The organism is Micromonospora sp. CNZ322, assembly GCF_007827755.1.
Genome location: NZ_VITD01000018.1, coordinates 1 through 12,645, shown reverse-complemented (window position 1 = coordinate 12,645; position 12,645 = coordinate 1). Strand labels below are relative to the sequence as shown.

The window sequence follows — 12,645 nt, the reverse complement described above, 5'->3', positions numbered from 1 at the left end:
GGGCGGTCATCGGGTACGACCGAGCAGTCGGATGGCCTGCTTGAGCAGGACCGGCACCGGCGGGGTCTCACCCTCGATCGACTCCGCCACAGCGGCCACCGCCTGGTCGGCCTGACCGGCCGTCCAACCCAGCCCCACCAGCGCCTGGCGGACCTGGTCGGGCCAGCTGCCGCGGGTCACCCCGGCCACCCCGTCGGCGCCGATCGGCACCGGGCCGATCCGGTCACGTAGCTCCAGCACCAGACGTTCCGCGCCCTTCTTGCCGATCCCGGGTACGCGGGTCAGGGCGGCCGTGTCGGCGTTGGCGATCGCCTTGCGAACCGCGTCCGGGGTGTGCACCGCCAGCACCGCCTGGGCCAGCCGCGGGCCGACCCCACTGGCGGTCTGGAGCAGCTCGAACAGCGACTTGGCGTCGTCGTCGGCGAAGCCGTAGAGGGTCAGCGAGTCTTCCCGCACGATCAAGCTGGTGGCGAGCCGGGCGACCTGGCCGACCCGCAGCTCCGCGAGGGTCCCCGGGGCGCAGTGCACGGCGAGCCCGACCCCACCGACCTCGATCACGGCCTGGTCCGGACCCGTCGCGGTCACCGTGCCGCGCACGCTGGCGATCATCGTGCTCCTCCTCGTCGTGCCCGGTCGGCCGCGGCGGCCAGCTTGGAGCGGGTCCCGCCGCGCCACACGTGGCAGATGGCCAGGGCCAGCGCGTCGGCGGCGTCCGCCGGCTTCGGCGGCTCGGCCAGCCGCAACAGCCGGGTCACCATGGCGGTCATCTGCGCCTTGTCGGCCTGACCGGACCCGGTCACGGCGGCCTTCACCTCGCTCGGGGTGTACGTCTGCACCGGCAGCCCGGCCCGCGCCCCGGCCAGCACGGCGATGCCGCTGGCCTGCGCGGTGCCCATCACGGTACGAACGTTGTGCTGGCTGAACACCCGCTCGACAGCAACGCTCTCCGGTTGATGCTCGGCGACCAGCTTGTTCAGCGACCGGTCCAGGTGCAACAGGCGCAGCGCCAGGTCGTCGGCCGGGTCGGTGTAGACCACGTAGTAGGCGACCAGGGTGCAGGGCCGGCCGGGCACACCCTCGACCACGCCCACCCCACACCGGGTCAACCCCGGGTCCACACCGAGCACGCGCACGCCGCCCCCTCCCCAGCCGTCAGCAGTACGTGTGTTCGACACCCTAACCGGCGCCCTTCCCACCAGCCCCACGGGACACGCCCTCCGCACCCCGCACCCCGCCCCTCGCCGTGGCCCGGCCGTCAAGGTCACGCTCGATCCTGGATGTAGTGGCAACGGCGAGCCGGGATGCCACTACATCCAGGATGTTGCGCGATCTTGCGGCGCGAAGTGAGGCGCGGCGGGGCGGGCGCGTGGCGGGGGCGGGTGGCGGGGGGCGGGTGGGGCCACACAGCTTTGGTACGGAGTATGTGTCGCTGGCCCATGTGCCGGGGAGCACACAGCTCGTAACTTCTTGCGCCATGACGGCAGAACCCGTGGTGGTCCCCCACGTCGTACAGGTCGACCTCTCCGGTCGGACCGCCCTGGTCACCGGGGGCGGCGGCGGCATCGGGCGGGCGTGTGCCCTGCGGCTGGGCGCGGCCGGCGCCAAGGTGATCGTGGTGGACCGCAACCTGGAGGCGGCCAAGGCGGTGGCCGCCGAGGCCGGTGGCCGGGCCGAGGGCGTGGACCTGTCCGACGCCGCGGCGGTGGATTCACTCGACGTGGACGTGGACATCGTGGTGAACAATGCCGGGCTCCAGCACGTCGCGCCGTTGCAGGACTTTCCCGTCGAGCGTTTCGAGTACATCCAGCGGGTGATGGTGGAGGCGCCGTTTCTGCTGATCCGCCGGGCGCTGCCGCACATGTACGCGCGGGGCTGGGGGCGGATCGTCAACATCTCCTCGGTGCACGGGTTGCGTGCCTCGCCGTACAAGGCGGCCTACGTCTCGGCCAAGCACGCCCTGGAAGGGCTGTCGAAGGTGGTCGCGTTGGAGGGCGCCGCGCACGGGGTCACCGCCAACTGCATCAACCCGGCGTACGTGCGTACCGCGCTGGTGGAGAGCCAGATCGCCGACCAGGCGGCCAGTCACGGCATCGACGAGGCCGAGGTGATCGAGAAGATCATGCTGGCCCGGGCGGCGATCAAACGGTTGATCGAGCCGGAGGAGGTGGCCGAGCTGCTGGCGTACCTCTGCTCGCCGCCGGCGGCGTTCATAACCGGGGCGTCGATCGCCCTCGACGGGGGCTGGACGGCCAACTAGTGGGGCTGAGCACAATGTCGACCATGTCTTCGCCGGTGGAGTTCCTGGAGCTGCTCGCCCGAGAGGCCGCGGCGGTCGAGTTCGAGGGACCGCTGGTGGCCGCGCGGGCCGCCGGGCTGCCACCGGACCGGCTGGCGGAGCTGGAGCAGGCGAAGTCGGTGGCGTTGCGGGTCCGCGCGCTGCTGGAGCGTCGCCGCCGCCGGGAGAGCGAGCTGTCCGGCCTGTACGACACGGTCAGCGACCTGGCTGGGCTGCGCGATCTGGACGACGTGTTGCGGGCGATCGTGCACCGGGCCCGTCACCTGCTGGGCGCGGACGTGGCGTACATGACGCTCAACGACGACGAACGTGGCGACACGTACATGCGGGTGACCGACGGGTCGGTCTCTGCCCGTTTCCAGCGGCTGCGCCTGCCGATGGGCGCTGGTCTCGGTGGTCTGGTGGCCCAGTCCGGCGCCCCGTACGTCACCGCCAACTACGGCGAGGACGCGCGCTTCCACCACACCGGCGAGATCGACGCCGGGGTGGGCGAGGAGGGTCTGGTGGCGATCCTGGGGGTGCCGCTGCGGCTCGGTTCGACCTCGATCGGGGTGCTCTACGCGGCCAACCGTTCGGCCCGGCCGTTCGTCCGGGAGGAGGTGGCGCTGCTGGTGTCGCTGGCCGCGCACGCCGCGGTGGCGATCGACACCGCCCGGCTGTTGACCGAGACCCGTTCGGCGTTGGCCGAGTTGTCGGCGGCGAACACCACCATCCGGGCGCACAGCAGCTCGGTGGAGCGGGCCGCGGCGGCACACGACCGGATGACCGCGCTGGTGCTGCGTGGCGGCGGTGTGGAGGACGTGGCGGCTGCGGTGACCGAGGTGCTGGGCGGCGCGCTGCTGGCGCTGGACGCCGAGGGCCGCCTGCTGGCCCGGGTGGGTGAGATCGAGGAGCCGGACCGCGCGGACATCGTCGAGGCGGTGGCCGCGTCCCGGACCGAGGGTCGCAGCGTACGACGGGGTCCGCTCTGGTACGCGGCGGTGGTGGCCGGCGCGGAGAACCTGGGCGCCCTGGTGCTGCGCCCGGACGACGAGTTGGTCGACGCCGACCAGCGCATCCTGGAGCGGGCGGCGTTGGTGACCGCGCTGCTGCTGCTGTTCCGCCGGACGGTCGCGGAGGCGGAGGGGCGGGTGCGTGGTGAGTTGCTGGACGACCTGATCGCCCGCCCGCTGCGCGACACCGACGCGCTGCGTAGTCGTGCCCGTCGGCTCGGGGTGGACCTGGACGCGCCGCACGTGCTGGTGGCGGTCGGCGACGACGCGATCGCCGCGACCGGCTCGGCTCGGCAGCGGGTGCTCTCCTGGGCCACCACGTACGCCTCGGCGCGCGGTGGACTGGCCGCGGCGCGCGACGGCCGGGTGGTGCTGATGCTGCCGGGGCTGGACGCGGGCGGCAGCGCCCGCGCGGTGGCCCGGGACCTGTCCCGGGTCACCGGTCGGCCGGTGACCGCCGGGGCGAGTGGCCCGTCGAACACGCCAGCGGCGCTGGCCGGGACGTTCCAGGAGGCGGACCGGTGCCTGACGGCGCTGGGCGCACTGGGCCGCGCCGGGCAGGGCGCGAGCACCGTGGAGTTGGGCTTCGTCGGGTTGTTGCTGGGCACGGTCGGTGACCGGGGTGAGAAGGACGTGACCGAGTTTCTCAGCGCCACCGTCGGGCCGGTGCTCGACTACGACGCCCGGCGCGGCACGGCTCTGGTGAAGACGCTGGAGGCGTATTTCGGGGTGGGTGGCAGCCTGGCCCGGGCCGCCGAGCAACTGCACGTGCACGTCAACACGGTGACCCAGCGGTTGGAGCGGGTCGGGCAGTTGCTCGGCGTCGACTGGCAGCGGCCCGAGCGGGCGCTGGAGGTGCAGCTCGCGCTGCGGCTGCACCGACTGCGCGCACCCGCCGGCTGACCGACGCCGGCCGGCGGCACGAACGCCGCCGACCGAGCGCCCGCCGTCAGTACGCCGGCACGAACGTCGCCGATCGAGCGCTCGGCGTCAGCGGGCCTGGATGCCCTCCAGCACGGCGTCGACGACCCGTTCGGGCAGGGACTGCTCGTCCAGGTCCGGGTTCCACTGGAGGACCCGCTGGATCAGCATCGGCCCGGTGAGCAGCGCCATCGTCACCTCGACGTCGATGTCGGCGCGCAGCACGCCCTCGTCGATGCCGCGCCGCAGCACCTCGCGCATCAGCTGCCGCCGGGGCGAGATGATGTTCTGGTAGAGCTGGAACTGGTCGGCGCTGCGGTTCACGGCGGGTGCCAGGCAGGGCATGATCTTGGCCGCTCGTGGGTCGACGTTCTTGCCGATCGCGCCGACCAGCAGCACCAGGTCGTCGCGGACGGAGTGGCCCGCCGGCTGGGCCAGGACGCCCTTGAGGCGGCGCAACGCGTCCAGCAGCAACGCGTCCTTGCCGGCCCAGCGGCGGTAGATGGTGGCCTTGCCGACCCCGGCGCGGGTGGCGATCGCCTCGATCGAGAGCGCCTCGATGGTGCTGCCCTCGGCAAGCAGGTCGAGGGTGGCCTCGATGATGGCCTCGTCGGCGCGGATGCTCCGCGGTCGACCAGGCGACCGCGGAGCATCGGCAGTGGACGTCATGTCCGCCATTCTCCCCGAACCTATGCCGTACCGGCCAGCTCAGGCTCGGCGACCGGCGCCGCCGGGGCGACGCTCGTGTCCTCCTTGCCCGGCATCCAGCGCAGCACCACGATGATCCCGAGTGCGGCGATCACCGCGGAGAGCCCGGCCGCCCAGTGCATGGCGGTGACGAAGGCGTCGTTGGCCGCCGAGATCAGCCCTGGCGCCGCCGGGCCGAGCTGGCCCGCCGCCGCGTACGCACCGGAGATCGACTCGTTGGCCGCGTCCTGGGCCTGCGTGGGCAGACCGGTCAACGCGTCACCAATGTCGCTGCGGTAGACCGCGGAGAGCACCGAGCCGAGGACGGCGACGCCGAGCGCGCCGGCCACCTGGCGGATGGTGTTGCTGACCGCGGAGCCCACCCCGGCCTTCTCCCGGGGCAGCGCCGACATGATCGACTCGGTGGCCGGCGGCATGATGTTGGCCATTCCGGCGCCCTGGATGAGGAAGACGAGCAGCACGATCCAGATCGGGGTGGAGGCGCCGATGAAGACGAACGCGCCGAGTGACACCACTGTCAGCGCCAACCCGACGGTGGCGACGGCCTTACCGCCGTAGCGGCGGACCATCGCGGCGCTGCGCGGCGCGAAGACCAGCTGGGCGCCGGCGAAGGGCAGGAAGAGCAGACCGGTCTGCAACGGGCTGTAGTCGCGCACGAGTTGCAGGTAGAACGAGCCGAAGAACATCGAGCCCATCGCGGCGAAGAACACCAGGCCGACGATGGCGACCGGCGCTGCGAAGCGGGGCACCTTGAACAGTCGGACGTCCAGCGACGGGTGGTCGCTGCGCCGCTCGTGCTGGACGAACCAGGCCAGCACCGCGACGCCGATCAGGATCGAGCCCCAGGCCAGCGGACGGCCGAAGCCGTGCTCGCCGCCGTCGATGATGCCGTAGGAGAGGGCGACCAGGCCGACCACGGAGAGCAGCACGCCGAGCACGTCGATCCGGCCGGGCCGCGGGTCACGCGACTCGGGGACCAGCAGCGCCACCAGAACCACGCCGGCAACGACCACCGGCACGTTGATCAGGAAGACCGAGCCCCACCAGAAGTGCTCCAGCAGCGCGCCGCCGAGGATCGGGCCGATCGCCACGGCGAGACCGACCGCACCGGCCCAGACACCGATGGCCCGACCACGCTCGCGCGGGTCGAAGACGTTGGAGATGATCGACAAGGTCACCGGCATGATGGCCGCGCCGCCGACCCCCATCAGGGCGCGGGCCGCGATGAGCTGTCCGGGGCTCTGGGCGTACGCGGAGAGCAGCGACGCCAGGCCGAACAGCACCAGTCCGATCATCAGGAAGCGCTTGCGGCCGGCGCGGTCGCCGAGCACCCCGAAGGTGAACAGCAGCCCGGCGAAGACGAGTGTGTAGGAGTTGATGGACCACTCCAGCTCGCCCTGGCTGGCGCCGAGACCGTGCACCGGGTCGGCCAGGGTGCGCAGGGCGACGTTGAGGATCGTGTTGTCGAGGACGACCACGAGGAGGCTGATCACCAGCACCCCCAGGATCGCCCACCGCCTCGGGTGTCCGGTGTTGTTGTGCAGCTCCATGCCTGGCTTTCCCCCCACGCTGATCACCCGCGACGAAATACGATACGGGTCAGACTCGTAACGCGGGTCAGCCTACGACGCGTATTAACGATACGGCACCGATCCGTATCGTATGTGGTGGGCATCACGCCCGGACGCGACCGCCAGGCAGGCGTGGACGGCCTCCGTCAACGTGCCGAGACGGACCGCCGGAGCGCCGAGCGGCTCGATCCAGCCCGGCCCCGCGCCGTACACCCGGAGCAGCGGGAAGTCCCGGGCGAAGCGCACCAGGCGGTACGCGCGGCCGGTGAGCGGCGTCTGCGACCAGAGCACGACGGTGCGCGGGCGGGCCCGGTACACCGCGCTGGTGAGCGCGGTCCAGGGCAGCGCGGCACCGAGGTTCAGACAGCCGCGGCCCTGCTCGCGCAGCGCGGCGCCGAGCGCCAGCAGACCCAGGCTGTGCGCCTCCTTCTCGGCGCCGGCCAACAGCACGCCGCCGGTGGGCAGTGACCGGCCCGGCTCCCGGCGGTAGACGTTCAACCCGACCCGGACACCCTCGCAGAGGGCGTGCTCGACGACGACCTCGACGGCGGTACGCCCCGACAGCCGGGCCAGCAACGGACGACAGACCTGCTCCCAGAGCGCCGGCACGCCCCAGGCCTCGGCCAACTCCAGCACAAGCGTCGCGACGGCGTTGGCGTCCAGGTCCTCGGCAGCCAGCGACACCTGCTTGTGCGCGATCTCCACGGCCTCGGCCGGCATCGGATCGGTCAGCACCAGACGTACCCCCGGGTAGACGTTCTCTACCCGGGGGTTCGCTCGGCACGCACCTGGCGGATGCGCCGTTGCGGAATTTCAGCGGCGGCGGGCCGCCAGCCGGTGGGCCAACGCGGCGATGCTGCCCCAGATGCCGCGCCGGAACAGCACCACGACCAGGACGAAGATGCCGCCGGTGACCAGGCCGATCGCCTCGAACCCGGAGAACGACAGCCAGTCCTCCAGCCGGACCACGAGGGCGGCGCCGAGCACCCCACCCCAGAGGGTGCCGATCCCGCCGAGCACCACCACGATGACCGCCTTGCCGGAGGTGGTCCAGTGCAGCACGTCCAGCGAGACGAACCGGTGGCCGACCGCGAACAACCCGCCACCGAGGCCGGCGATGAACCCGGAGAGCACGAACGCGGTGAGCTTGTAGCGGTGCACCGGGTAGCCCAGCGCCCTGGCCCGCGCCGGGTTGTCCCGGATGCCGACCAGCACCCGACCGAACGGTGAGTGCACGATCCGCCAGGCGGCGGCGAGCCCGAGCAGCACGATCGGCAGGATCGCGTAGTAGAAGAAGTAGTCGTCGGTGAGGTCGACGCCGAACAGCTCGCGGGGCACCCCCTGGAGGCCGTTTTCGCCCTGCGTCACCGAACGCCACTCGTTGGCGACGTAGTAGACCATCTGCGCGAAGGCCAGCGTCACCATGGCGAAGTAGATGCCGGTCCGCTTGACCGCCAGGTACCCGATCGGCACCGCCAGCACGGCCGCGGCGAGGGCCCCGGCCAGCACCGCGAGGGGAAACGGCAGGCCGGCGTGGATGGCCACCAGCCCGGTGACGTACGCGGAGGTGCCCCAGAACGCGGCGTGACCGAAGGACATCAGCCCGGTGAAGCCGAGCAGCAGGTCCACCGCCACGGCGAAGAGCGCCCAGCAGAGGATGTCCACCGCGACCGCCGGGTAGAGGCCGTTGGGCAGCCAGGCCGCGACGGCCAGGCCGACGGCGAGCAGCGCGTACCGGACCCAGCCGGGGGCCCGGGCCACGGCGATCAGCCCGGACGGTGGCGTCGAACGGGACGCGTCGGTAGGAGTGTCCACGGTGTTGGTCATGCGGGGGCCTCCTCCCGACCGAACAGGCCGGCCGGGCGCCAGAGCAGCACGCCGGCCATCACCACGAAGACGATCGTCTGCGAGACGAGCGGGAAGTCGGAGAGGTACGCCTCACCCCACGCCTGCACGAGTCCGATGCCGAAGCCGGCGGCGACCGACCCGAAGATCGAGCCCAGCCCGCCGATCACCACCACGGCGAACACCACGATGATCAGGTCGGCGCCCATCAGCGGGTTGACCGCGCGCATCGGCGCGGCCAGCACACCGGCGAGGCCGGCCAGCCCGATGCCGAAGCCGAAGACCGGAGTCACCCACCGTCCGACGTCGATGCCGAACGCACGGGTCAGGTCCGGCCGCTCGGTGGCCGCACGGACCACCATGCCGATCCGGGTCCGGGTCAGCACCCACCACACCGCGACGCAGAGCAGCACCGCGAAGCCGAGGATGAACACCCGGTACGTCGGGAAGTCGAAAAGCCCGAAGTCGACCGACCCGCTCAACAGCGACGGTGTCTCGTACGGGCTGGACTGCACGCCGTAGCGCAGTTTCACCAGGTCCTGAAGGATCAGCGTCAGACCGAAGGTGAGCAGGAAGTTGTAGAGCGGGTCCAGTTTGGTCAGCCGGTGGATCACCGCGCGTTCCAGCGCCATGCCGAGCAGACCCAGCCCCACCGGCATGATCACCAGGGCGGCCCAGAACGGCACGCCCGCCTCGCTGAGCAGCACGTACGCCCCGAACGCGCCGAGCATGTAGAACGCGCCGTGGGCGAAGTTGACCACCCGCAGCATGCCGAAGATGACCGCGAGACCGAGGGCGAGCAGGGCGTAGAACGCCCCACTCACCAACCCGTTGAACGTGTTCTGCGCGAATCCGCTCACAGCGAGCCGCTCACAGCTTGCAGTCCGCGGAGGGCGCGCGGAACGCCTCCGCGGCGGGGATCGTCTTGAGCACCTTCACGTAGTCCCACGGCTCGGCGACCTCGGACTGCGGCTTCACCTGGGCCAGGTACGCGTCGTGCACCACCCGGTGGTCCTCGGCGCGGATCTTCCCGTTGCGCAGGAAGACGTCCTCGACCGTCTTGCCCTCCAGGCCCTTGACCACGGCGTCCGCGTCATCGGTGCCGGCGGCCTGCACCGCCTCCAGGTACTGCAACGCCGCGGAGTAGTTGGCGGCGTGCGCGAAGGTCGGCCGGGTGCCGGCCTTCTGCTGGAAGCGGTCCGCGAACTCCCGGTTCTTCGCGTCGAAGTTCCAGTACCAGGCGTCGGTGTACGTGGTGCCGGCCAGCGCGGCCGGGGTGAGCGAGTGGATGTCGGTGAGGAACATCAGCCCCACCGCCAGGCCGACGCCCTTGTCCCGCAGCTTGAACTCGTTGTACTGCTTCACCACGTTGACCAGCTCCGCGCCGGCCTGCATGGTGCCCAGCACGTCCGGCTTCGGGTTCAGGTTCGGCGCCTTGAGCAGGAAGGTGGAGAAGTCACCGCTGGTGTTCGGGAACGGCGCCCCGTCCTTGCCGACGACAGTGCCGCCGGCCGCCGTGATCGCTGTGGAGAAGCTCTTCTCCATGTCCTGACCGAAGGCGTAGTTCGGATAGAGGATGTACCAGTTCTTGCCGATCTGCTCGGTGGTGGTCTTTCCGGTGCCGTTGGCCAGCATGTACGTGTCGTACGCGTAGTGGAAGGTGTACTTGTTGCAGCTCTTGCCGGTCAGGTCGGTGGTCGCCGCCCCGATGTTGAAGTAGAGCTTCTTCTTCTCCTTCGCCACGTCGGCGACCTTCAACGCGGCCGACGAGGTGGGCACGTCCAGGATCAGGTCGACGCCCTTGCGGTCGTACATCTCCTGGGCCTTGGAGTTGGCCACGTCCGGCTTGTTCTGGTGGTCGGCCGTCTCCACTGTGATGTCAGTGGTCACCGCCTTGTCGCCGTACTTCGCTGTGAAGTCGGCGATGGCCATCTCCACCGCCGCCACCGAGTTCTTTCCGGACAACTCCGAGTACGCCCCGGACTGGTCGTTGAGCACGCCCAGCACGATCTTGTCGCCGGTCAGCTTCTGGTCGCCACTCGACTGGGGACCACCGCCACCGCATCCGGCGGCCAGCACCACCACGGCCGACGCCGCGGCCACACCCATCGTCCTGCGCATGCCCACTCCATCCATTCCGCGCGGCGTCGCGCGGGTCGTCGTTGAGAAAATTCAGATCCCGAGGTACGCGAGCAGTTCGCGTTCGCGCGAACGCACCTCGGAGTTGTCCATCGCCTCGGCGACCCGGCCCTCGGCCAGCAGGTAGTGCCGGTCGGCGACACCGGTGGCGAAGTGCAGGTTCTGTTCGACCAGCAGCACTGTCACCCCGTGCCGTTTGGCCTCGCGCAGCAGGTCGCCGACCTGCTGCACCAGCAGTGGCGACAGCCCTTCGGTGGGCTCGTCGCAGAGCAGCAGCCGAGCGCCCATCCGCAGCACCCGGGCCAGCGCGAGCATCTGCTGCTCGCCGCCGGAGAGCATGGTGGCCGCCGAGTCCCGTCGGGTGTACAGGGCCGGGAACGCCTCGTACACCCGCTCCAGCGACCACGGGTCGGGGCCGACAGTGGGTGGCAGCGTGAGGTTCTCGGTGACGGTCAACGTGGCGTAGCTGCCCCGGTCGTCGGGCACCCAGCCCAGCCCCAGGCGGGCCCGCTTGTGCGCCGGCAACCTGGTGATGTCCCGCCCGTCCAGCTCCACAGTGCCGCGCTGACCGGGGTGCAGCCCCATCACGCAGCGCAGCAGGGTGGACTTGCCGGCGCCGTTGCGGCCGACCAGGGTGACCACCTCGCCGACGGAAACCTCAAGGCTGACGTCACGCAGCACCTGCGCCTCGCCGTAGAAGGCGGACAGGTTCTCAATGCGCAGCATCGGCGGCTCCCAGGTAGGCGGTGATCACGCGCTCGTCGGCGCGGACCTGCTCGTACGGGCCCTCGACGAGGACCTTGCCGGCCTGGAGCACGGTGACGGTGTCGGCGAGACGGCCGACCACGCTCATGTTGTGCTCGACCATCACCACGGTCCGGCCCTGACGGACCCGACCGATCAGCTCGACGGTGCGGTCGACGTCCTCCAGGCCCATGCCCGCGGTCGGCTCGTCGAGCAGCAGCACCTTCGGATCCAGCGCCAGGGCGATGGCCAGCTCCAGGGCGCGTTTCCGGCCGTACGCCAGGGACGCCGAGGGGGCGTGCGCCAGCTCGGCCAGCCCCACCATGGCCAGCAGCTCGTCGGCCCGTTCGGTGTAGCGGCCCATCAGCTTCGCCGACCGCCAGAACCGCCAGCCCAGCCCGCTGGGCGACTGCAACGCCAGCGCGACGTGTTCGCGCGCGGACAGTTGGGGAAAGAGACTGGTGATCTGGAACGAGCGGGCCACACCGAGCCGGGCCACCTGCTCGGGGGGCAGCCCGGTGACGTCCCGTCCGGCCAGTTCGATCCGGCCACCACTGGGTCGCAGGAAGCCGGTGAGCAGGTTGAACAGGGTGGTCTTGCCCGCGCCGTTCGGGCCGACCAGCGCGTGCACGCTGTCCGACGCCACGTCGAGGTCGACGTCGTCGACCGCCCGGAAGCCCCGGAAGTCGCGGGTCAGCCCACGGGCCGACAGGAGCGCTTGCCCGGCCATCGCCTCATCCTCCGCACGTCGCGGCGACGGTCGGTTCGGTGACCGTGGTCACAGGCCCGTCGCGTGGACGAAACCTACGGCGGGCCGCCGGAGTCGAACCATGTCGATGAGCTCCATATTCGACCCACGTTTGACGTGCCTGAACTCCACTCCCCGCGCCGTCGACTTGACCAGACCCCCTAGGTTGATGATCCACACAGCCCATCGGAAGGTCCCCACCCCATGCCCGTCGGCTTCACCATGGCGATCGTCTTCGCCGTCGCCCTGGCGGTCAGCGCCGTCGTCGCTCTCGTCGCTCCCGCACGGTCGCTCAAGCGGATGGCCGCCCTCGCGGCGTTCGGCTTTCTCGCCCTCACGCTGCTGGTCGGCATCGCCTCCAGCGCCCACTCGGTGCCCATCCGCTCGGTCGGCATCGTCACCAGCTTCGGCAAGCCCACCGGTGAGGTGACCGGCTCGGGCCTGAAGTGGGTGGCCCCCTGGCAGAAGGTCGGCGAGTGGGACGCGGGCCGCCAGAAGTACGACCACATCGGCGGCAACAACTGCGTACGTGTGCGCACCGGCACCCTCGCCGACGCCTGCGTCGAGGTGCTCGTCGAATGGCAGGTATTCAGTCCCATGACATCTGTCAGTGTTGAAGTCCCGATACATGTGTCAGTTGGTAGGGATCTTGGGTGTGCTGGTAGATGGTGCCTGGCATGG

General features: G+C 70.9%; 13 protein-coding genes. 3 read left to right on the top strand and 10 right to left on the bottom strand.

What is annotated here, in order from left to right; translation table 11 throughout:
* Positions 1-6 precede the first annotated feature (6 nt).
* Entirely contained in the window at positions 7-609 is a 603-nt protein-coding gene (ruvA, locus tag FB453_RS29775) for a Holliday junction branch migration protein RuvA (protein WP_091401818.1), read from the bottom strand.
* Positions 606-1,133: a crossover junction endodeoxyribonuclease RuvC gene (gene ruvC / locus FB453_RS29770; RefSeq protein WP_112584546.1), complete on the bottom strand. Its 528-nt coding sequence runs from the start codon at positions 1,131-1,133 to the stop codon at positions 606-608. The genes ruvA and ruvC overlap by 4 nt, the downstream gene beginning before the upstream one ends.
* Before the next feature lie 341 nt (positions 1,134-1,474).
* Here ruvC and FB453_RS29765 point away from each other — a divergent pair, with 341 nt between their 5' ends.
* Both FB453_RS29765 and FB453_RS29760 read left to right on the top strand, forming a co-directional pair.
* On the top strand, positions 1,475-2,257 hold the full coding sequence (locus FB453_RS29765; protein ID WP_112583336.1) for a 3-hydroxybutyrate dehydrogenase: 783 nt from the start codon (positions 1,475-1,477) through the stop codon (positions 2,255-2,257).
* A 14-nt stretch (positions 2,258-2,271) separates the two neighbouring features.
* A complete protein-coding gene (locus tag FB453_RS29760; protein ID WP_145795539.1) occupies positions 2,272-4,191 on the top strand; it encodes a helix-turn-helix domain-containing protein in 1,920 nt (639 codons plus the stop codon).
* 87 nt (positions 4,192-4,278) lie between these two features.
* On the opposite strand, the gene FB453_RS29755 is transcribed toward FB453_RS29760, so the two are convergent.
* The 8 genes from FB453_RS29755 to FB453_RS29720 form a co-directional block, all read right to left on the bottom strand.
* Positions 4,279-4,887 carry a TetR/AcrR family transcriptional regulator gene (locus FB453_RS29755; protein WP_145795537.1) on the bottom strand — a complete coding sequence of 203 codons (609 nt, stop codon included), beginning with the start codon at positions 4,885-4,887 and terminating at the stop codon, positions 4,279-4,281.
* Positions 4,888-4,898: 11 nt separating this feature from the next.
* Positions 4,899-6,467 (bottom strand): MFS transporter, encoded by a 1,569-nt coding sequence (locus FB453_RS29750; protein WP_112583338.1) that lies wholly within the window; start codon positions 6,465-6,467, stop codon positions 4,899-4,901.
* Positions 6,468-6,551: 84 nt separating this feature from the next.
* Positions 6,552-7,223 carry a transcriptional regulator gene (locus FB453_RS29745; RefSeq protein WP_486480524.1) on the bottom strand — a complete coding sequence of 224 codons (672 nt, stop codon included), beginning with the start codon at positions 7,221-7,223 and terminating at the stop codon, positions 6,552-6,554.
* A 78-nt stretch (positions 7,224-7,301) separates the two neighbouring features.
* Positions 7,302-8,315, bottom strand: a complete 1,014-nt coding sequence (locus FB453_RS29740; protein WP_145795535.1) for a branched-chain amino acid ABC transporter permease — start codon at positions 8,313-8,315, stop codon at positions 7,302-7,304.
* Positions 8,312-9,193 (bottom strand): branched-chain amino acid ABC transporter permease, encoded by an 882-nt coding sequence (locus FB453_RS29735; RefSeq protein WP_145795532.1) that lies wholly within the window; start codon positions 9,191-9,193, stop codon positions 8,312-8,314. The genes FB453_RS29740 and FB453_RS29735 overlap by 4 nt, the downstream gene beginning before the upstream one ends.
* Before the next feature lie 10 nt (positions 9,194-9,203).
* Positions 9,204-10,454 (bottom strand): ABC transporter substrate-binding protein, encoded by a 1,251-nt coding sequence (locus FB453_RS29730; protein WP_373861043.1) that lies wholly within the window; start codon positions 10,452-10,454, stop codon positions 9,204-9,206.
* Between the two features lie 51 nt (positions 10,455-10,505).
* On the bottom strand, positions 10,506-11,198 hold the full coding sequence (locus FB453_RS29725; protein ID WP_112726738.1) for an ABC transporter ATP-binding protein: 693 nt from the start codon (positions 11,196-11,198) through the stop codon (positions 10,506-10,508).
* Entirely contained in the window at positions 11,185-11,946 is a 762-nt protein-coding gene (locus tag FB453_RS29720; RefSeq protein ID WP_091401800.1) for an ABC transporter ATP-binding protein, read from the bottom strand. Before FB453_RS29720 ends, FB453_RS29725 begins: the two co-directional genes overlap by 14 nt.
* Positions 11,947-12,168: 222 nt before the next feature.
* On the opposite strand from FB453_RS29720, the gene FB453_RS29715 reads away from it, so the two are divergent.
* On the top strand, positions 12,169-12,645 hold a 477-nt coding region (locus tag FB453_RS29715), incomplete at its 3' end, for an SPFH domain-containing protein (RefSeq protein WP_486480523.1).

Excerpts from the sequence above, each read along its gene's own strand:
- ruvA (WP_091401818.1), bottom strand. The coding sequence starts at position 609 with ATGATCGCCAGCGTGCGCGGCACGGTGACCGCGACGGGTCCGGACCAG.
- FB453_RS29765 (WP_112583336.1), top strand. The coding sequence starts at position 1,475 with ATGACGGCAGAACCCGTGGTGGTCCCCCACGTCGTACAGGTCGACCTC.
- FB453_RS29760 (WP_145795539.1), top strand. The coding sequence starts at position 2,272 with ATGTCGACCATGTCTTCGCCGGTGGAGTTCCTGGAGCTGCTCGCCCGA.
- FB453_RS29755 (WP_145795537.1), bottom strand. The coding sequence starts at position 4,887 with ATGGCGGACATGACGTCCACTGCCGATGCTCCGCGGTCGCCTGGTCGA.
- FB453_RS29750 (WP_112583338.1), bottom strand. The coding sequence starts at position 6,467 with ATGGAGCTGCACAACAACACCGGACACCCGAGGCGGTGGGCGATCCTG.
- FB453_RS29740 (WP_145795535.1), bottom strand. The coding sequence starts at position 8,315 with ATGACCAACACCGTGGACACTCCTACCGACGCGTCCCGTTCGACGCCA.
- FB453_RS29730 (WP_373861043.1), bottom strand. The coding sequence starts at position 10,454 with ATGCGCAGGACGATGGGTGTGGCCGCGGCGTCGGCCGTGGTGGTGCTG.
- FB453_RS29725 (WP_112726738.1), bottom strand. The coding sequence starts at position 11,198 with ATGCTGCGCATTGAGAACCTGTCCGCCTTCTACGGCGAGGCGCAGGTG.
- FB453_RS29720 (WP_091401800.1), bottom strand. The coding sequence starts at position 11,946 with ATGGCCGGGCAAGCGCTCCTGTCGGCCCGTGGGCTGACCCGCGACTTC.